This window comes from Flavobacterium sp. FlaQc-30 (assembly GCF_044005885.1).
Lineage (GTDB): Bacteria > Bacteroidota > Bacteroidia > Flavobacteriales > Flavobacteriaceae > Flavobacterium.
Genome location: NZ_JBIPCO010000001.1, coordinates 227,468 through 248,072, shown reverse-complemented (window position 1 = coordinate 248,072; position 20,605 = coordinate 227,468). Strand labels below are relative to the sequence as shown.

The 20,605-nt window shown below is 32.4% G+C and carries 19 protein-coding genes; 7 read left to right on the top strand and 12 right to left on the bottom strand.

The annotated features are described in order from the left end of the window. Window positions 1–35 precede the first annotated feature (35 nt). The 3 genes from rpsO to ACHRV0_RS01015 form a co-directional block, all read right to left on the bottom strand. A complete protein-coding gene (gene rpsO, locus ACHRV0_RS01025) occupies window positions 36–302 on the bottom strand; it encodes a 30S ribosomal protein S15 (RefSeq protein WP_007804772.1) in 267 nt (88 codons plus the stop codon). A gap of 165 nt (window positions 303–467) precedes the next feature. Continuing rightward, complete coding sequence (locus ACHRV0_RS01020) at window positions 468–1,448, bottom strand: energy transducer TonB (protein WP_395439628.1); 981 nt, start codon at window positions 1,446–1,448, stop codon at window positions 468–470. 38 nt (window positions 1,449–1,486) lie between these two features. Continuing rightward, window positions 1,487–1,942 (bottom strand): GAF domain-containing protein, encoded by a 456-nt coding sequence (locus ACHRV0_RS01015; protein ID WP_395439627.1) that lies wholly within the window; start codon window positions 1,940–1,942, stop codon window positions 1,487–1,489. A gap of 71 nt (window positions 1,943–2,013) precedes the next feature. Here ACHRV0_RS01015 and xrtF point away from each other — a divergent pair, with 71 nt between their 5' ends. From xrtF to ACHRV0_RS00985, 6 genes are all read left to right on the top strand, one after another. Further along, window positions 2,014–2,550, top strand: coding sequence for an exosortase family protein XrtF (gene xrtF / locus ACHRV0_RS01010; RefSeq protein ID WP_129023063.1), 537 nt, complete (start codon window positions 2,014–2,016; stop codon window positions 2,548–2,550). After that, on the top strand, window positions 2,540–2,986 hold the full coding sequence (locus ACHRV0_RS01005; RefSeq protein WP_129023064.1) for an exosortase F system-associated protein: 447 nt from the start codon (window positions 2,540–2,542) through the stop codon (window positions 2,984–2,986). The genes xrtF and ACHRV0_RS01005 overlap by 11 nt, the downstream gene beginning before the upstream one ends. A 47-nt stretch (window positions 2,987–3,033) precedes the next feature. Then, window positions 3,034–3,432, top strand: coding sequence for an HYC_CC_PP family protein (locus ACHRV0_RS01000; protein WP_395439626.1), 399 nt, complete (start codon window positions 3,034–3,036; stop codon window positions 3,430–3,432). A 104-nt stretch (window positions 3,433–3,536) separates the two neighbouring features. Beyond that, window positions 3,537–5,543, top strand: coding sequence for a TonB-dependent siderophore receptor (locus ACHRV0_RS00995; protein ID WP_129052948.1), 2,007 nt, complete (start codon window positions 3,537–3,539; stop codon window positions 5,541–5,543). Window positions 5,544–5,568: 25 nt separating this feature from the next. Beyond that, a complete protein-coding gene (locus ACHRV0_RS00990) occupies window positions 5,569–5,910 on the top strand; it encodes a heavy-metal-associated domain-containing protein (RefSeq protein WP_129052949.1) in 342 nt (113 codons plus the stop codon). A 133-nt stretch (window positions 5,911–6,043) separates the two neighbouring features. After that, window positions 6,044–6,724 carry a DedA family protein gene (locus ACHRV0_RS00985; protein WP_129023068.1) on the top strand — a complete coding sequence of 227 codons (681 nt, stop codon included), beginning with the start codon at window positions 6,044–6,046 and terminating at the stop codon, window positions 6,722–6,724. 336 nt (window positions 6,725–7,060) lie between these two features. On the opposite strand, the gene rodA is transcribed toward ACHRV0_RS00985, so the two are convergent. From rodA to purH, 6 genes are all read right to left on the bottom strand, one after another. Next, entirely contained in the window at window positions 7,061–8,296 is a 1,236-nt protein-coding gene (gene rodA, locus ACHRV0_RS00980; RefSeq protein ID WP_089052544.1) for a rod shape-determining protein RodA, read from the bottom strand. A gap of 15 nt (window positions 8,297–8,311) precedes the next feature. Beyond that, window positions 8,312–10,276, bottom strand: a complete 1,965-nt coding sequence (gene mrdA, locus ACHRV0_RS00975) for a penicillin-binding protein 2 (RefSeq protein WP_395439625.1) — start codon at window positions 10,274–10,276, stop codon at window positions 8,312–8,314. Next, window positions 10,273–10,779: a rod shape-determining protein MreD gene (locus ACHRV0_RS00970; RefSeq protein WP_089052546.1), complete on the bottom strand. Its 507-nt coding sequence runs from the start codon at window positions 10,777–10,779 to the stop codon at window positions 10,273–10,275. Before ACHRV0_RS00970 ends, mrdA begins: the two co-directional genes overlap by 4 nt. Then, window positions 10,772–11,602, bottom strand: coding sequence for a rod shape-determining protein MreC (gene mreC / locus ACHRV0_RS00965; protein ID WP_089057432.1), 831 nt, complete (start codon window positions 11,600–11,602; stop codon window positions 10,772–10,774). The genes ACHRV0_RS00970 and mreC overlap by 8 nt, the downstream gene beginning before the upstream one ends. A gap of 109 nt (window positions 11,603–11,711) precedes the next feature. Continuing rightward, window positions 11,712–12,740, bottom strand: coding sequence for a rod shape-determining protein (locus ACHRV0_RS00960; protein ID WP_008466528.1), 1,029 nt, complete (start codon window positions 12,738–12,740; stop codon window positions 11,712–11,714). A 56-nt stretch (window positions 12,741–12,796) separates the two neighbouring features. Next, on the bottom strand, window positions 12,797–14,323 hold the full coding sequence (gene purH, locus ACHRV0_RS00955) for a bifunctional phosphoribosylaminoimidazolecarboxamide formyltransferase/IMP cyclohydrolase (RefSeq protein WP_395439624.1): 1,527 nt from the start codon (window positions 14,321–14,323) through the stop codon (window positions 12,797–12,799). Window positions 14,324–14,489: 166 nt separating this feature from the next. Between purH and ACHRV0_RS00950 the strand changes: the two genes are divergently transcribed. Then, on the top strand, window positions 14,490–15,737 hold the full coding sequence (locus ACHRV0_RS00950; RefSeq protein WP_395439623.1) for an ABC transporter permease: 1,248 nt from the start codon (window positions 14,490–14,492) through the stop codon (window positions 15,735–15,737). Between the two features lie 190 nt (window positions 15,738–15,927). Here the strand turns inward: ACHRV0_RS00950 and accD are convergent, their stop codons facing one another. From accD to ACHRV0_RS00935, 3 genes are all read right to left on the bottom strand, one after another. Further along, a complete protein-coding gene (accD, locus tag ACHRV0_RS00945) occupies window positions 15,928–16,782 on the bottom strand; it encodes an acetyl-CoA carboxylase, carboxyltransferase subunit beta (protein ID WP_089052550.1) in 855 nt (284 codons plus the stop codon). Between the two features lie 104 nt (window positions 16,783–16,886). Next, entirely contained in the window at window positions 16,887–17,954 is a 1,068-nt protein-coding gene (gene fbaA / locus ACHRV0_RS00940; RefSeq protein WP_089052551.1) for a class II fructose-bisphosphate aldolase, read from the bottom strand. Between the two features lie 60 nt (window positions 17,955–18,014). Then, window positions 18,015–20,588, bottom strand: coding sequence for a BamA/TamA family outer membrane protein (locus ACHRV0_RS00935; RefSeq protein WP_395439622.1), 2,574 nt, complete (start codon window positions 20,586–20,588; stop codon window positions 18,015–18,017). Between the last annotated feature and the right edge of the window lie 17 nt (window positions 20,589–20,605).

Genomic DNA, 20,605 nt, shown 5'->3' with positions numbered 1-20,605 from the left:
AAAAGAGGCACTCTCGCACCTCTTTTCTATATTGATTATTTTCTGATATTCAATACTTTGATAATCTCACGATATCTGTTGATCTCTTTCTTTTTCAAGTAGTCCAACAAAGCTCTTCTTTTACCTACTAATAGTACAAGAGAACGCTCAGTGTTGTAATCGTGACGATTTTTTTTCAAGTGTTCAGTTAAGTGTGAAATTCTGTAAGTGAACAATGCAATTTGACCTTCTGCGCTTCCAGTGTTTGTTGCACCACCGTGTTGTGCGAAAATCTCTTCTTTCTTTTCTTTAGTTAAATACATTCCAATATTATTTAATGATTTTTATGTATGTCAATACAACTTTTGTAAGACGGGTGCAAAATTAGATTAAAAAAAGAAAAAAATCAAGCAAAAACAAAAGAATCTATAAAAGATTTCTCTTTCGAAGTTTTTGAGTAGTTAATCTTGATAATTACTTATTATTGTTTAATAATACTTAATCATATTTGTTCTTCCTGTTGATTGTATAGTTATTGGTAATGAGTATAAAACATCTGCAGGGATCCCTCTCATTTTTCCAGGAATCCATTTGCCATAACTAATGATTGTTTTAATAGCTTCTTCTCCGGTGCCGTAACCAACATCTCTTAATATTCTTAATTTGGTTGGATTTCCATCTTCATTTATTACAAAAGTAATGTATACTTTTCCTTTAAGTCCTTCTACTTTGGGTGTTTGATAATGTTTTCCAATAAACTTATAAAAGTGATCCATTCCTTTCGCTGGAATAGGTTTTTCAAGTACTGTTTTATATGTGAATTTGTTACTATTTTCATCGGTACTTGTTCCTGAAATAAAAATTCCTTCATTATAGGATTCTATAAAACTATATTTTTTTTTAAGATTTTTTCCTTCCCAGAGACCATGTTTTTCTCCATTTTTTATTTCTCCTTTTTCATAGAAATAATTATCTGTTTGTTCAATCTGACCATTTCCATTTATAACGGTCTGTTCTTTTTGTGGATTCCAGAAGTTGTTAGTTTTAACTTCGGTAATTTCGTCTTTTCCTTTTTTTACGTTAAAGTATTCCAATTCTGATTTTATCTCCCCATTTTCATACCAATTGAACTCGCGTCCTGTTTTTTTATTATCCGAATAATTAACAGTTGACTGTTTTTTGCCATTTTCGTAATAAGAAATGTATTGTCCATTTCTTTTTATGATATCTTTATTTAATGTGGTGCCTATAGATTTTATAGCTGTTGATTTGTAGTATTCTTTGAAAACATAGCTTTCTTTGCTTGAGAAATAATCTTCAACAAGTCTAGTATATTTATAATTGTCTGGTGTGCCTTCCGCCCAAGTTGAGTCCAGATAAATTAATTTACTAACAGGAGCAGAGGTTTGAGAGAATAGTTTAATTGAAATTAAAAGGAAAAACAATAATAGACGTAAAGCTGATTTCATAGTTTGGTTATGATAATAGGTACACTAAAGTAATATTTTTAATACAATTTAGCGACTTCTTGATTTACAAATTCTAAAAATCTTTCGTCAGCCTCGGTAAATGGATCAATTACGTGACTGTCAATGTCGATTTGTCCAATATTAATTCCATTTACAAACAACGGAACAACAATTTCAGATTTTACCGTAAAACTACACGCAATATAATTATCCTGTGCTTTTACATCAGGTACAACAAAATTGGCATTACTTTCGGCTACTTGTCCGCAGATTCCTTTTCCAAAAGGAATTACAGTGTGGTCAGTTTCAGCTCCTACATATGGACCTAAATGCAGTGTTTTGTTTTCGTGATTTGCAAAATAAAAGCCTACCCAGTTGTAGTATTCTACATTTTCATTTAATAATTGGCAGATTGCTAGTAGTTTTTCATCTCTAACAAGTTTGTTGTCATATACTATAGCGCTTATTTTTGGTTGTAATTCTTGAAAAGTCATAATTTGAAAATTTTATACAAAAGTATTTAAAGCTGAACTCAAAAAAGATATAAATTTGAAAAAAAAATCTGTTGAAAAAATATTTAATTCAGTTCAAGCCTTTTCTAGTTTTTTTGAGCACTTTTTTTTCGGTATATATTCTATTGACATTATTGTACAAAGTATATTTGAATGAGTTTAAAACTTATGAAGTTGACGGAATTACCAGTTTTGTTGGCCGAAATGTTGAACAATTATTACGAGGGTTTAGCTATAATGCTAAAGTTTTGAAAAATTCTTCAGGTTCTTGGTTGGAAGTTTTTTTAAATAATGAAGATGTAGTTCGTATTATTGAAGGTTGTAATGCCGTAAGTATTATGATTCTTTTTATTTCCTTTATAATTGCATTTTCAGGAAAATTTAAGGCTACAGTGCTTTATACTTTGTTTGGAGTTGTATTAATTTACATTTTGAATGTTTTGCGAATTGCAGTATTGACTGTTTTGTTGTTTTATTTTTCTCAGTACGCTCATTTTTTACACGGAGTTCTCTTTCCGTTGATTATATATAGTTCTGTTTTTATCTTATGGTTTGTTTGGGTCAACAAATTTTCTAAGTATGCTAAATAGATTTAAAGAACATCAATCTAAAATATTGGCTGCTGTTGTTATAGTGATATGTTTTGTGCTGATAAGAGCTTTTGAAACATCGTTGTTTTATGATCCTTTTTTGCAGTATTTTGAGTCTGATTTTAGCAGCGCTCCATTGCCTGATGTTGATGCTTTTAAACTTTTTTACAATCTTTTGTTTCGTTTTGCTTTAAATACAGTTTTATCTCTAGTGCTTATTTATATACTGTTTAAGGATCTAGAAATTCTAAAATTTACAACCTATTTGTATTTGTTTTTTTTCTTGATGCTTTTCTCGATGTTCTTTATAACTATCGAGTATTTTCAAGACTGCAGTTGGGTTTTATTTTATGTGCGAAGATTTATTATTCAGCCATTGTTAGTATTATTATTTATTCCTGCATTTTACTATCAGCTTCAAGATTTGAAAAAATAACATTTTATTAAGTTTTTAATCTGAGACTTTTTGGATACTTTTGCAGTATGAATTTAAAAAAGTGCACAGTATTGTTTTTAGCGTTCTTGTTGTTGGTTTCCAACGCAGGCTTTGCTTTTGATGTGCATTATTGTGGAGGAGAAGTAGCTTCAGTATCTTTAAATACTACAGCTTCTGCAGCGCCGCAAAAGAAATGTTGTGAAACGAAAGAAGAAAAATCATCTTGCTGTAAAGATAAAGTTGTTCATTTTGAGAAAAAATCTGACAACGCAACTTTCAAAGTCTTCTTTTTTCAACTTATAGCTCCAGCTATAATTCAAGAGTATGACCCAGTCGTATTTTTGTCTATTCCAAATTTCAAAAGCAATCAGATTACTTCTTATTATTCTGATGCGAATGCACCCCCTTTATTTAAATTATACAATCAATATATTTTTTATTCCTGATTTTAATATTTAGAATCAAGCCTTTGCGGCTTGTTACGTGCTGTTTTGTTGTTTCGTATTGAAACTAAAACAGAAATTTCTAAATAATATTAAAATCTTTTTTTATGCAAAAAAATATCACGCTTTTTGTGATGTTGTTGCTTTCTGTTTCTGCTTTTGCGCAGGAAAATCTTGAGGAAGTAAAAATTACAAAAAAGCAAAAAGGACTTAAAAAGTCTTATACCCTTACCGCAAATACATCATTAATAACTAGTAAAGAACTTTTAAAAGCGGCTTGTTGTAATCTGGCAGAAAGTTTTGAAACTAACCCTTCAATTGATGTTAATTTTTCGGATGCTTTAACTGGAACTAAACAGATAAAAATGCTGGGCTTAACAAGTCCTTATTTGCTGATTACTGAGGAAAATGTTCCATCAGTTCGTGGTGCTTCTCAAGCTTACGGATTGTCTTTTACTCCAGGAACATGGATAGAAAGTGTTCAAATTACAAAAGGAGCAGGAAGCGTTGTAAATGGTTTTGAAAGTATTTCGGGACAAATAAATACCGAGCTTTTAAAACCGTTAAATGACGATCCTTTCTTTTTAAACTTTTACGGATCTACAGATGCGCGTTTTGAATTAAATACTCATTTTAATAAAAAAATATCTGATAAATGGGCAACAAGTTTGTTTGTTCATGGAAATGCCCGTGTAGCTAAAAATGATATGAATAACGATGGGTTTTTAGATAATCCGTTGGGAAAACAAATCAATGTTTTAAACCGTTATCAATATTTTAATCCAGAGAGCGGCTTCGTTAGTTTTATCAATTTTAGATACATGAATGATAAAAAACAAACTGGCGAATTGGATTTTGATAAGGATACAGATCGTGGTACAAAAAATCATTGGGGATCAGAAATCAACACAGAGCGTTTTGATGTTTCTACAAAGGTTGGATATGTTTTTAAAGATATGCCTTATCAAAGTATTGGTTTTCAAAATGCCTTCAATACTCATAATCAAAACTCTTACTTTGGCTTAAATCAATACAATATTAAGCAGAATAGTTTTTATTCTAACTTAATTTTTAACTCGATTATCAGCAATACAATGCATAAGTTTGCAACGGGTCTAAATTTTACATACGATCAATATCAGGAGTTTGTAAATGTAAATGATTACAGTCGTATCGATAATTCTGTTGGAGCGTTCTTTGAGTATACTTATGATAATACAGATAATTTTAGTTTGGTTTTAGGAGGAAGGGTCGATAATCATAACCGACTTGGTTTTTTCGTAACGCCAAGATTGCATATGAGATATAATCCTTGGAAGAATGGAGTAGTTCGTTTTTCTGCTGGTAGAGGGAAACGTTCAGCTAATATTTTTGCGGAGAATCAGCAGCTTTTTGCAAGTTCAAGAACATTCTCGATTTTAGATAACGGAGGAAAAATCTACGGTTTAAATCCTGAAATTGCTTGGAATTACGGTGTTAGTTTCTCGCAAAAATTCCGTCTTTTCAATAAAAATGCAGAAGCAGGATTTGATATCTATCGTACTGACTTTAAGAATCAGGCAGTTGTTGACTTAATGCAGAGCCCGCAAGAAGTTTTGTTTTATGATTTAAAAGGAAGTTCATTTGCAAACAGTCTTCAGGTTGAGTTTAATTATGAGTTGATTCATAATTTAAATTTAAGAACGGCATATAAATATTATGACATCCAAACAGATTATTTGAGAGGAACATTTCAGCGTCCCCTTCAAGCCAAACATCGTTTCTTAGGGAATCTTGAATACGAAACTAATTTAAATAATAATAAGCAATGGAAATTCGATTACACTTTCAATTGGTCGGGTAAACAGCAATTACCTTATACAGCATCAAATCCAACTGCAGATCAATTTCCTAATTACTCGCCTTCTTATGCAGTGATGAATGTTCAGGTAACAAGAGTTTTTTCTCCTGTATTTGAAGTGTATGTAGGTGGAGAAAACATTGGTAATTACAAACAGGAAAAAGCCATTCTTGGAGCCAATGATCCTTTTGGACCAAATTTTGATGCTTCTATTGCATATGCGCCAATTTTTGGGCAAATGTATTATGCAGGATTACGTTTTAGAATAAAATAAAATTTAATATAAAAATAAATTAAAAATGAGAAATATCGTATTAATTGCAATGATGGTTTTTTTAGGTTTTTCAGCTCAAGCGCAATCTAAAAAGAATAAAAATTTAAAATACAAAACGGAGGTAAACGGCAGTTGTGAACTTTGTAAAAAACGAATTGAAAAAGCGGCTTATAATGTTCCAGGTGTAAAAATGGCTACATGGGATATTGGTTCGCATGAGCTTGCAGTAATTTTAAATGAAGAGAAATCATCAACAGCAGACTTAAATGCAGCTATCGCAAAGGTTGGGCATGACACGAAAGAGGTAAAAGCAACTGATGCAGATTATGAGGCTTTGCATTCTTGTTGCAAGTATGTAAGAGAATAGCAGAATCTTTTAAGAGCCCAAGTAAATCTTGGGCTTTTAATAGTTAATTTATCTTTAAAATATGGCATTTAATTGTGGTTAAAACAATTTATTGTTAATTTCACGAACTTATAAGTATAACCAAATTCTTTTTATGAATAATTTTGATTGGACGCAGTTAATAAACCCTGAATTTTATATAACGTTAAATATTGGAGGTTTTGAAATTGGGTTATTTATTGTTCTGTTTATAGTTTATGCTGAAACAGGACTTTTTGCAGGCTTTTTTCTGCCAGGAGATAGTTTACTTTTTTTAGCAGGTATTTACAGCCGTGATTTAATTCAAAATGTGGCATATATTCCAGGCGATTTTTTAAATGTATTTTTGCTTGCATTGGGAGTTGCTGTAATGGGAGTTTTGGGTAATATGACAGGCTATTGGTTTGGTGCCAAAAGCGGTTACTATTTATTTAAAAAAGAAGATTCATTTTGGTTTAAAAAGAAATACTTGCTGCAGTCAAAAGATTTCTTTGAAAAATATGGTGGTAAAGCAATTATTTATGCTCGTTTCCTGCCAATTTTTAGAACTTTCGCGCCAATTGTAGCCGGGATAGTTTCTATGGATAAAAAGAAATTTATGTTTTACAATATTTTAAGTTCTTTCTTATGGTCGTTTATCTTGATTTTTGCAGGACATTATTTATACGGTGTCTTCTTGAAACAAGGAATTGATTTAAAACACCATATTGAATACATTATCATTATTATTGTTATCATTTCTACTTTCCCTGTTTTGGTTAAACTTTTAAAGAAAAGACCAGCTGAGAAAATCTAAAGAAAAATATATAATACAAAAAGTCCGAAGCTTAAACTTCGGACTTTTTTTATGCCTGTTATTAAAGTATGAGAACAGTTCTATATACATTATTCTAGGAATGTCATAAGCTAAATGTAGAAAGCTCTAAAATCTGTTATTATTTATTGCTTTGATTTCACACGAAAAAATATTGATGTTGTATTATATCCTAAAGACTGAAACCTCTTAGTATAAGATGGAGATATAAAAAAACTACAGCTCAGTTTTAAATCTGAGTTGTAGTTTTATATTAAAATTTTGTTATTCGATGCGGTATATAGCTCTGTAATTGGAATTAGCTGTTGGAGTTTTAATCTACCATTCATTTACCTTATTGGCATCCATCTTCAAGAAAATAAATAATAAAATCGTGAATCCCCATAAACCAGAACCTCCATAAGAGAAGAAGGGTAATGGAACTCCAATGGTTGGAAATATACCAATAACCATAGCAATGTTTACAAAGAAATGGGTGAATAAAATTCCCGCAACACAATAGCCATAAACACGGCTGAATTTGGTTTTTTGCCTTTCAGCTAAATAAATTACTCTCAAAAATAAACCCACAAAAAGTAAAATAACGACCAAAGAACCTGCAAATCCCCATTCTTCACCTACAGTTGTAAAAATGTAATCGGTATGCTGTTCAGGAACGAATCCTCCTTTAGTTTGAGTTCCTTCTAAAAAGCCTTTTCCAATCCATCCTCCAGATCCAATTGCAATTTCAGATTGGTTAGTGTTATAACCAATACCTTTCATGTCTACAGTTTTCCCTAAAAGAATATTGAAACGGTCTCTATGGTGTTGTTTAAAGACGTTATCGAATACATAATCAACAGAAAGAACAAAACCTGAAATTACGACTAATAAGATTGCACTCAATATGATATTTCGATCTACTGCCCGTCCTTTAAAATGGATAATGATAAGAACTCCTAAAGCGATTAAAATAACAGCGTAGGGTTCTAAAACGAGCGTTAATACAAATAAAAGAATAGTGATAAAACCTGTCCACACGTACCAAGAAGGCAATCCTTCTCTAAACAAAACAAGGATAAAGACGCTATATATTAATGCACTTCCTGGATCGGGTTGAGGCAGAATCAGCATTACAGGTAAAAAAACTATTGCTAGTGCCTGCAGCTGTCTATTGGTTTCTTTAAGGTTAATTTGTGTGTCGCTCAAATATTTAGCTAATGCTAATGACGTAGCTGCCTTTGCAAACTCAGATGGCTGTAAAGTAAAGCTTCCGATGGCATACCAGCATCTTTGTCCTGCAATAGTTTTTCCAAACAGAAATAAGCCTGCCAATGACAATAAGGATACACCAAATATTATACTGGCATATTTTTCGTAAAATTTTCCATCAACAAAAAGCACAACAAAAATTAAAGGAATAGTACATCCAATAAAGATTAATTGCTTCTGGTAAGTCCCATCAGTTGATAATAGTGATGACGAATAAATATTCAGCCACCCTAATATTACCAATGCAATATAGATAAAGACACTTATCCAGTCGATGTTATTTTTTACACTTTGATTTTTCATTTGAAATAATCTTTCTTAGTTCTTTTTAGTAGTGTCTATTGTTGTTTTTTTAGCCTCTGTTTTTGGAGCTGTCGCTTTCGGCGCAATAATTTTAGCTTTTAAAAGAGAATCTTTTGGTGTAGATTCGATTGCGCTGGCTTCGTTCATTCCTCCAAGTTTAGCATATTCGCTCGCCAAACTTTTATTTAAAACACGAATCTCTAAATCAGTTCTCGTTATTTTTTTTCTTAAATATTTTTCTATCATTAAACTCGCAATTGGACCTGCTACGGTAGCTCCAAAACCTCCATTTTCAATCATAATCGCAATCGCAATTTTGGGATTGTCTTTTGGTGCAAATGCCACAAAAATAGAGTGGTCTTTAAGCTGTGTTCTCTTGCCGTTAATTTTAGCAAAGTTTTCTGCTGTACCCGTTTTTCCACAAATATCAATTCCTTCAACTCTTAAAGCATGTGCCGTACCTTTATTGTATACGTCAAACAAACCGCTTATAACTGGCGGAAAGTACTTTTGGTCAATTGAAGTAGTGTGTTTGGTTGTAAATTTTGAATCAATTTTTTCACCCTCAATTTTTTTAATGATATGAGGCGTGTAATAGTATCCTTGATTTGCAACAGTTGCCATCATATTAGCAAGCTGAATAGGTGTCATTAAAACCTCTCCCTGACCAATTGCATTCGATACAATTGTTGTGCTTCTCCAGCCTCCGTTAGGATAGATTCTTTTATAAGTTTTAGAGTTTGGGATATTACCTCTTTTTCCAGTTGGTAAATCATATCCCATAAATTGACCTAAACCAAAACTTCTCATATGATCACTCCAAACATCTACTGCTTTGCCTGGATTTGCATATTTGTTAATCGTTAACATATATGCTTGGGCAAAATAAGTGTTGCAAGAGTTGTAGATACCGTTATGTAATTGATGAGGTCCAAATCCGTGACATTTCATAAAGCGGCCGCGTCCATAACTAAATCCATGATGACACATAAAAGTAGTTTGCTCGTTGACAACACCTTCTTGCAGAGCCACTAAACCTGTTAAAATTTTAAAAGGAGAACCAGGAGGATACTCGGCTAAAAGTCCTCTGTCGTACAACGGTTTTGCAATCGAATCATGATACAAAAGAGTATAGTTTTTAGAACGTTGTCTTCCAACTAAAATACCTGGGTCATACGATGGAGCGGTTACTAATGCTAAAATTTCACCAGATTTTGGTTCGATAGCAACAATTCCACCTCTTTTATTAATCATTAACTCTTCGCCATACTTTTGAAGTTCAGCGTCGATTGTTAAATTGATATCTTCACCAGCAACAGCGATCGTGTCGTATTTACCTTCTTTATAAGAGCCAATTTCACGATTGTATTTATCTTTCTGAATGTATTTTACGCCTTTTATACCACGTAAAATTTCCTCATAACTTTCTTCAACTCCTTGTTTTCCAATTAAATCACCACTGTTGTAATAGGGGTTCTTTGCAATTTGTCGCTCGTTTACCTGCGTTATGAAACCAAAAATATTAGCGCCATAATCTACTTCGTAATCACGAAGTGAACGTTTCTGAAAATAAAAGCCTTCAAATTTTCTGATTTTTTCCTGAAAAGCAGCAAATTCATTTTTATTTAATTGAGATAAAAATACAGACGGTAATCGTGGACTGTAAACTTTTGCTTTAGCAACTCTTTTTTCGTAATCTTCGGGAGTAATATTTAGTAATGCGCAAAACTCTGGAATATTAAGATTCTCTTTAATATCTCTAGGAATTACCATGATATCGTAAGAAGCCTGATTGGCAACCAGTAATTTGCCATTTCGGTCATAGATGTATCCTCTTTCTGGATAATCGTAGACTTTTTTAATGGCATTATTTTCTGATTTCAATTTAAACGAATCATCAATGATCTGCAGATAAAATATCCGCATTACTAGCAAAGATGCTGCAATAATAATTAAAGAGGGCAGCAGAACTTTTCTCATCGTTTATTGGGCTTAATAAGATAAATTATTATAATTGAAGTGATTATTGTAAAAATGGTGCTGAACAAGGTTCGCAGTAAAATGTCTAGTATAAATTTAAATTGAAAAGCTTCTAATGTAAATAGTATAATATGATGCAATAAAACAGATACTAGAATAAATGAAAACCTTTCGGGTGTTAAAGATTCATTTAGTTTAATGGTTTGATATTCATAACTTAAACCAAATGAAAATTTAAAGATGTAAGGCCTGTAATAGGCTAGAATTACACAAGCTGTTGCGTGAATTCCGCCAGAATTACAAAACATATCCATTATCAATCCTAATAAAAAGCTAGAGATAATTAATCCCGCTCTATTACTGTTTACAGGATATAAGATAATATACAAGATATATGGGAAGGGACTTATGTACCCTAAAAAATTCATATTATTGAAAATAACAACCTGAATTGCTAGTAACATAATAAAACGAAGAATATTGACTAATAAAGCGCTATTCATCTTTTTCCTTGTTTTTGTTTTCTAAATTAATAAGTTCTTCTCTGTCCTTACTTTTGATAATATAAACGTGTCCTAGATTTGTCATATCGTTAAATAGTTTAACGTTTATAACATAGTAACTTGTATTCTTTTTAATATAAATTTTATCTACAGTTCCAATGTTTATGCCTTCAGGGAAAATTACTGATTGTCCGCCTGTAACAATGGTGTCGCCTTTTCTAATAGAAGCTAATCTTGGAACATCTTCAAGTTGAACAAAACCAGTGCTTTTTCCATCCCAAGTTAAAGAACCAAAGTGATTTGATTTTTTGATTTTAGCATTAATCTGAGATTTCATGTTCAAAATGCTCACAACAGTCGAATATCTTGGCGATGTATTATCTACAACTCCAATAATTCCTAAACTGTTAATTACTCCCATATCTTGTTTAACTCCATCGTTTGCTCCAGAGTTTAAGGTGATATAGTTTTCGTGAGTATTATAAGAGTTGTGAATTACTTTTGACACAATAATATCTGCAGGTTTTACTCCTTTTATACTATCGGCCAAAGGTATTTTGGTAGTATCCTCTTTGTTGAATAAAAGACTTTTTAGTCTTGCATTTTCAAGTACAAGTTCATCATTTTCAGATCTTAAATTCAAATATTCGTTGATGTGATTAATTCTTTCGTAAACGCCTCCGCTTAAAAAATTTGCGGAACTGATTACTCTGCTTCTGTGATAGGAGTGTGACTGAATTGTGAGCGTCAACGAAATACCTAAAAGCAGCAAAAACAGCAATCGATTACTGTTTCTTAAAATGAAATTAAAAATTTGCTGCATTTCTTGTTTGGTTATTTTGTTTCAGGATATGCTTTTGGTTTCAAATTTTATTAGAGTCAAATAGTGAAATTTGACTCTAATAAAAGTAAATTGATTACTATTTTGAATCTTATTTGATTAAGATACTTTTAAATTTTGCAATGTTTTTAAGTGCCATTCCAGTTCCACGAACAACAGCTCTTAAAGGATCTTCGGCAATATAAACAGGTAAATCTGTTTTTTGAGAAATACGTTTGTCAAGACCTCTTAACATAGATCCTCCACCAGCTAAATAAATACCTGTATTGTAAATATCAGCAGCTAATTCAGGAGGTGTTTGAGATAATGTTTCCATTACAGCATCTTCAATTCGTTGAATCGATTTGTCTAATGCTTTTGCGATTTCGCGGTAAGAAACATCTACTTGTTTTGGTTTTCCCGTAAGTAAATCTCTACCTTGAACAGACATATCTTCTGGCGGGCCATCTAGATCTTCGATAGCAGCTCCAATTTGAATTTTTATTTTTTCAGCAGTACTTTCACCTACAAAAAGGTTGTGTTGTGTACGCATATAATAAACGATATCATTTGTGAAAACGTCACCTGCAATTTTTACAGATTTATCGCAAACAATTCCGCCTAAAGCGATAACAGCAATTTCTGTTGTACCACCTCCAATATCGACAATCATGTTTCCTTTTGGCTGCATAATATCAATGCCAATACCAATTGCAGCAGCCATAGGCTCGTGAATTAAGTAAACTTCTTTTCCGTTTACTCTTTCACAAGATTCTTTTACCGCTCTCATTTCAACCTCAGTAATACCAGAAGGAATACAAACCACCATACGTAAAGCTGGAGTAAACATTCTTTTTTTCAATGCAGGAATGCTTTTAATGAACATATTGATCATTTTTTCCGAAGCATCAAAATCAGCAATTACACCATCTTTTAAAGGCCTTATGGTCTTGATGTTTTCATGCGTTTTACCTTGCATCATGTTGGCTTCTTTACCAACAGCAATGATTTTGCCTGATACTCTATCACGTGCAACTATAGATGGACTATCAATAACGACTTTATCATTATGTATGATTAAAGTGTTTGCGGTACCAAGGTCTATCGCAATATCCTCGGTCATGAAATCAAAAAATCCCATAAGTTTTTTAGGGGTTTAAAATGTTATAAATTATTTATCGAACAAAGTTAAACAAATTAATGTTTAAAATGACGAGTTCCTGTAAATACCATTGCAACATTATTTTCATTGCAATAATTTATACTTAATTCGTCTTTTATTGAGCCTCCTGGCTGAATTACAGCAGTTATTCCTGCTTTTTTGGCTAATTCTACACAATCCGGAAATGGAAAAAATGCATCACTTGCCATCGAAGCGCCGGTTAAATCAAATCCAAATGCTTTTGCTTTGTCAACAGCCTGCATTAAAGCATCAACTCTTGACGTTTGACCTGTACCAGATGAAATTAAAGTTCCGTTTTTTGCAAAGACAATTGTATTTGATTTTGTGTTCTTGCAAATTTTTGATGCAAAAATCAAATCTTCTATCTCTTGAGCAGTAGGTTCTGTAATTGTAACGGTTTTTAAATGCTCTTTATTATCTGTAATATTATTTCTGTCCTGAATTAACAAACCATTAAGACATGTTCTTACTTGTCTTGAAGGTAATTCAACTTCATTTTGGACTAAAATAATTCTGTTTTTCTTTTCTTGCAAAACAGTAATTGCTTCATCATCATAAGCTGGAGCAATAACTACCTCGCAGAATAATTTGTTGATTTCTTGTGCAGTTTCCAAATCAATCTTAGTGTTTGAAATCAAAACTCCTCCAAATGCAGAAGTTGGGTCGCAAGCTAAAGCTGCTAAATAAGCTTCGCTGATTGTTTTTCTTGAAGCTAAACCACAAGCATTATTATGTTTTAGAATCGCAAATGTTGGCCCGTCATTTTTGAATTCAGCAATTAAATTTACTGCAGCATCAACATCAAGTAAGTTGTTGTATGATAATTCTTTTCCGTGAACTTTATTGAACATCGCATCAAAATCACCAAAGAAAAAACCTTTTTGATGTGGGTTTTCACCATATCTTAAAACTTGACCATTGTCAATGCTTTCTTTGTAGATCGTTTCGTCTGTATTGAAATAATTAAAAATAGCTCCATCATAATGAGAAGATACGTGAAAAGCTTTTGTAGCTAACAATCTTCTGTTTTCAAGAGTTGTAGAACCATTTTGTTCTGTAATCATATCTAAAAGCAAACTGTATTCATTAACAGAAGCAACAATGACAGTATCTTTGAAGTTTTTTGCACCAGCGCGAATCAATGAAATTCCGCCAATATCAATTTTCTCGATAATATCTTGCTCGCTTGCACCAGAAGCAACAGTTTTTTCAAAAGGATACAAATCAACAATTACTAAATCAATCTGAGGAATATCAAATTCCTTCATTTGTTGAACATCACTTTCATTATCTTGACGGTTCAAGATTCCTCCAAAAATTTTTGGGTGTAAAGTTTTAACTCGCCCTCCAAGAATTTCAGGGAAAGAAGTAATATCTTCAACAGGAACTACTGGAATACCAAGATTTTTGATAAAATCTTCAGTTCCTCCAGTCGAGTAAAGTGTAACATTTTGTTCGTGTAATTTTCTAACGATTGGTTCTAATCCATCTTTAGAAAAAACAGAAATTAATGCCGATTGTATTTTTTTAGTTGTGCTCATTGTGTAGTTATAATTTTTGAGACTGCAAAAGTAGTTTTTTTATATATTATTTTAAAGAAAATTAATGTAACATTATGCTAAAAAAATCTACTGATGAGTAAGTTAACTTTTATTAGGTTTTTGTTTTTAAATTATTGAATTTTACTTTGTTGAAAAATACTACTATATGCTTCTTTATCTAAGATTATTAAAAGAAAGTTTAAGCTTTGCTATAAGCGCTTTGCGAAATAATAAACTGCGAACTTTATTGTCGCTTTTAGGTGTTACCATTGGTATTTTTTCAATTATCGCTGTTTTAGCTGCTGTTGATTCTTTGGATAGAAAAATTTCAAAAGATTTGAGCAGTTTAGATAAAAATACGATTTATTTAATGAAATACTGTTTTGGACCTTCCGAAATTCCGCAATGGAAGAGAGAGCAGTTCCCAAATGTGAAGTATGATGAATATATTGCTTTAAAAAACTCACTTAATAATACAGATCAGGTTGCTTATCAGCTTTTTGTAAATCATGAAAGTTTAAAATACGATTCAAAAACTGTCAGTGATGTGAATATTGTTCCGTCGTCAAGCGAAATGGTCGATATTGACGGATTGAGTTTTGATAAAGGAAGGTTTTATAATGAATCTGAATCGAATTCAGGAACTGCAGTAATAGTTTTAGGATATGATATTGCCGAGGGGCTTTTTGGAAGCAGTGATCCTATTGGTAAAAATATACGACTTTATGGCCAGCGTTTTACTGTAATTGGTGTAATCGAAAAACAAGGTGCTGGTTTTTTTGGAGACAGCAACGATACTTCGGTTTATCTGCCGGCTAATTTTTTGCGTAGAATGTATGGTGACAGCGATGCAATGACACCTGTAATTGTATTGAAACCAGAAAAAGGTGTCGATATGGATGCTTATAAAGCTGAAGTTGCACAAAAACTTCGAGCAACTAGAGGAATGAAAGCAGGAGAGATTGATAATTTTTTTGTAAATGTTCTTTCTGGTTTTACAAATTTTATCGATGGAATTCTAGGACAGATGAATGTTGTAGGCTGGATTATCAGCGGATTTTCTCTTTTAGTTGGTGGTTTCGGAATTGCGAATATTATGTTTGTTTCAGTAAAAGAAAGAACGAATTTAATTGGGATTCAAAAATCATTAGGAGCAAAAAACAGATTTATATTATTTCAGTTTTTGTTTGAAGCAATAATTCTTTCAGTAATTGGCGGAATTATTGGTTTATTGATGGTTTGGGGAATTGCGCTTATTTTGACAAAAGTTCTAGATTTTGAATTTGTTTTGAGCTTTGGGAACATTATGTTAGGAACAACTTTAGCGGCGCTTATTGGATTAATTTCGGGAATTCTTCCGGCAATTTCAGCTGCAAATTTAGATCCAGTTGAAGCAATTCGTACGGGGATGTAGGTTTTTTCTAAGGTTCAAAGGTTCAGAGAAGCAAAGGAGTAGAGGTTTTTTCTGCTTTAAAACTTTGTGCTATTCTTAAAAGCATAATAGATTTTTTAAATTCTTTATGGTATATTTTGACTGCGTGATATAAAAAAAATCCCAAGAAGCAATTTCTTGGGATTTTTTTCTATTTTAAGTAGTTTTAAAACTATCTAATAGTATTATTTTGAATCAAATCGATATATAAGTTGATCTTATCTTTCAATTCTTTTCTAGGCGTGATAAAGTCTAAGAAACCGTGCTCTAATAAGAACTCAGCAGTTTGGAAACCTTCTGGTAAATCTTTTCCTGTAGTGTCACGTACAACACGCGGTCCAGCAAAACCAATCAAAGCACCTGGCTCAGAGATATTGATGTCTCCTAACATAGCGTAAGATGCTGTTGTTCCTCCTGTTGTTGGGTCTGTACAAAGTGAGATATAAGGTAATTTTGCTTCTGCTAATTGAGCTAGTTTTACAGAAGTTTTTGCTAATTGCATTAAAGAATAAGCAGCTTCCATCATACGAGCCCCGCCAGATTTAGAAATCATTACAAAAGGCAGTTTGTTTTTGATTGCGTGATCAATACCTCTTGCGATTTTTTCACCTACAACAGCTCCCATAGATCCACCAATAAAAGCGAAATCCATACAGCAAATTACAAGTTCTTTTCCTTTAGATTTTCCTACTCCCGTACGTACAGCGTCTTTAAGATGAGTTTTTTCCATTACATCTTTTAATCTTTCCGCATATTTTTTTGTATCAACAAAATGCAAAGGATCTTTTGATGTCATGTTTTTGTCTAACTCAACAAACTCGTTGTTGTCGAATAAAATTTCAAAATAGATTGCGCTTCCAATTCGAACATGAAAATCATCTTCAGGACTTACGAATAAGTTTCTTGCTAATTCGTCAGCATCAATAATTTTTCCAGTAGGAGATTTGTACCACAATCCTTTCGGAACGTCCATTTTGTCTTCTGTCGCGGTCGTAATTCCTTTTTCTTGTCTTTTAAACCAAGCCATTTCTTTAGTATTCAGTGTTCAGTAATAAAAATTTCAGTGTTCAGTGGTATTCAGTTTTAAGTACTCAGATGTTGAATACTTAAAACTGTAAACTGAATACTTTTTTATAACGTGTTTACGTTATTCAAGTCAGCAAAAGCTTGTTCAAGTCTTGCGTTGAATGTTACTTCGCTCTCACGAACCCATTTTCTTGGGTCATAATATTTTTTGTTAGGAACATCAGCACCTTCTGGGTTACCAATTTGAGTTTTTAAATACTCAATATTGTTTACCATATAATCACGAATTCCTTCAGTATAAGCAAACTGTAAATCAGTATCGATGTTCATTTTGATAACTCCGTATCCAATAGCTTCTCTAATTTCTTCAAGTGTAGAACCTGAACCTCCGTGGAAAACGAAATCTACTGGATTGTGACCAGTTTTGAATTTGTCTTGAACGAAATCTTGAGAATTTTTTAAGATTTTTGGAGTTAATTTTACGTTTCCTGGTTTGTATACACCGTGAACGTTTCCAAAAGCAGCAGCAATTGTAAATTTAGGACTTACTTTAGATAATTCTTCGTAAGCGTAAGCTACCTCTTCTGGTTGAGTATATAATTTTGAGCTGTCTACGTCTGAGTTGTCAACGCCATCTTCTTCTCCACCTGTAATACCAAGTTCGATTTCCAATGTCATTCCCATTTTACTCATTCTAGCTAAATATTCTTTGCAGATTTCGATGTTCTCTTCGATTGGCTCCTCAGACAAATCGATCATGTGAGAACTAAATAATGGTTTTCCTGTTTCTGCAAAATGTTTTTCAGAAGCATCTAATAAACCATCAATCCAAGGCAAAAGTTTTTTTGCACAGTGGTCAGTATGTAAAATTACAGTTGCTCCGTAAGCTTCTGCTAAAGTGTGAATGTGTTTTGCTCCTGCAATTCCTCCTGCAATAGCTGCTTTTTCACCTGCATTTGATAATCCTTTTCCAGCGTTGAATTGTGCTCCTCCGTTAGAAAATTGAATGATAACCGGTGCATTTAATTTAGCTGCAGTTTCTAGAACTCCATTAATTGTACTAGATCCTGTAACGTTTACAGCAGGTAAAGCAAATCCTTTTTCTTTCGCATAATTAAAAATCTCCTGTACTTGATCTCCTGTAGCTACTCCGGGTTTAATATTGTGTGCCATTGTAATTTTTTTTATAGTTGTTTTTAGTTTTTAGGTTGCAAAAATAAGAATTAATTAGCATTAGAACGGATAATTTATTCCAAAATTTAAAACCGAGTGCCCAAAATTGTACTCTTTAAACCAACGGTCACCCTTCTCATGCGCCGGATTATAGGTCTTAAAGCCTAAATCTAATCGAATAACAAAAAAGCTTAAATCGTATCGTAAACCAAATCCTGAACCTAAAGCGATTTCAGCTAAATCGTTTACGCCAGAAAATTTTGCCTTCTCATCGATGACATTATCGAGCACATTCCAGATATTTCCGGCATCTGCAAAGATGGCTCCTTTGACATCTCCAAACACTTTAAATCTATATTCTGCACTAAAAGCAATTTTCATATTTGCCTCGTTGAAATCATTTACAGCATTCGTGCTTCCAGGCCCAAGAGAGTAAGGCTGCCAAGCACGGTTGTCATTTGATCCTCCTGCGTAATAACTTCGAGAGAAAGGAATGTAATTTGAATTTCCAAAAGGAACTGCTATTCCAAAAAAGCTTCGTACCGCTAATACTTTCTCTTTTCCAAAATCCCAGTGTTTAATATAGTCAAACTCAGTTTTTATATACTCTGAGTATTCTAAGTTGAAAATTTCGTAATTGCCATTTGCATTTTTTGGCAGATTTCCTAAGCTCGAAATTGCTGATAATAAAGTTCCTGCAGATTCTATTTTAGTTTTAAATTGATAAAAAGTATTGTCTGCTAAATCCTTTTTAGTTGTTTTAGTAAAAGTATAGCTGGTTGCTAAAATAAAGTCGTTTTCAGTTAAACGAACCCTTCTTTCTTCTATACTTTGTACATCTTTATATTGTGGGTCGCCTGGTAGTAAAGCTGTCTGATTTGTTAATACGTCGTTTGTAAAACCTGTGGTTCCGTTTGGAATAGTTAGGTTTTTTAGAATTTGTTCTTCTGGTGTATCTCCCCAAAAGTTTGGATTTATATTATAATCTTTACCAATTCCGTTCAATTCATCATAAGAAGAAGTATAAACATTAAAATAATTATTAGGATTTAGGTTTCTAACGAATTGAGCGTTAAGTAAATCAAATTTAACCGAATTATGTCTCTTTGGCGACCAGTTATAAGATATTCCTCCCGTAAAGTTTTCTTTGTCTAAACCTATATTTCGTTGTTTAGAGAAACCTCCAGAAATACTGGTAGATGGAATCATTCTTTTTGGAATAATCTTTTCCGTGCCAAAAGGCATCAGAATTCTTGGGAAGTTAAGTTTTAAATCAACCCCATATTCAGAAACGTTAAAAAAGTTATCGTTAGGATTTGCCATGTCTTTAGAAGATCCAATGTTTAAACGGGTTGAGATTTCTAAAGTTTCAGCTCTGTTGAATACATTTCGTATAGTTTCAGATATACTGGCTCCAATACCAAAATCTTGAATATTTGAGTGTGTTACGTCTAAAGTTGTACCAAAACTATATTTTTTTCTAGGAGTTAAATAAACTTTTGCAATTAATGACTGTGCAGTCGAGTCGCGTTTATCTACCTCATATTGTATTGATGGGTAATTAAATATTTTAAGATTATTTAAATATCGTGATGAAAGGGTTGTTCTAGTATCAGAAAAAGTGCTTCCTTTATTTATAAAAACGGCATCGGTAATGGCACGAGGCTTATATTTTAGCTTCTTATAACTGTATAAATTGAAGTTGTTATAAGTAGTACTGTCACTGATTTTACTTTTAGCATTTGCAGCAGAGTAATCAGTAAAAATATTTACATCGCTGATCGTATATAGTTTAAAAGGTTCTGTTCTGCTGGAATCTTTTTCCTGTATATTATTGTTACTGATAATAAGAGTTACATTGGCTTTGTTTTTTTTGCCAATTGTATCAATGTCAAAGGTGATGTAAGTAGGCTGAAAAAAATAGGCGCCATGATTTCTAAAATAGGTTGTGATACGATTTTTTTCTTCCTCGAAATCGGAAGTTTTATACTGATTTCCAGATTTTAAAACCGAAGCCTCGGGATTGTTTTTGTACAATGAATCAAGGGCAGGGGTCATTATTTTAGTTCGAATAGTGTCTATAGTAAAACCAGGACCGGTAGTTATTTTATAATTTATCTGTGCCTTTTTTCGAGCAATACTGTCAATAGAATAATCTGTTGAAACATTAAAATAACCATTGTTAAAATAGTAATATTTTAAGCGTAACAATGACTTTTTAGCTTTTGATGTATCAATTATTACTGGTGCTTCACCAGTATTTTTTAAAAATTCATTAAGTCCTTTGTTTAAAAAAGATTGTCCAAGGCGATCAACTTGTTTTGCAGATAATACTTTAGACCAACGATCATATCTGTGCGGGTGTTTTATAAATTGAGCCTTATAAGTTGAGTCTGGATTTAAGTTTGCTAAGTTGTATAAATTCAGACGAAGTTTGTATCCTAATAGTTTACCATTAGGTTTTTGATACATTTGATTTAAAGCCGTTTCATCATTTGTAGATTTCCCGTTTACAAGAATATTATTTTTTACAAGAAGGTTTTTTCCGTCAGGAACTCTTTTTACAGCATTACAAGCGCAAATAAGTATTGCTATTAGAATAAATGCTGTTATTTTTGTAGAATTCTTTTTCAAGTGTTTTTAAAAATTTA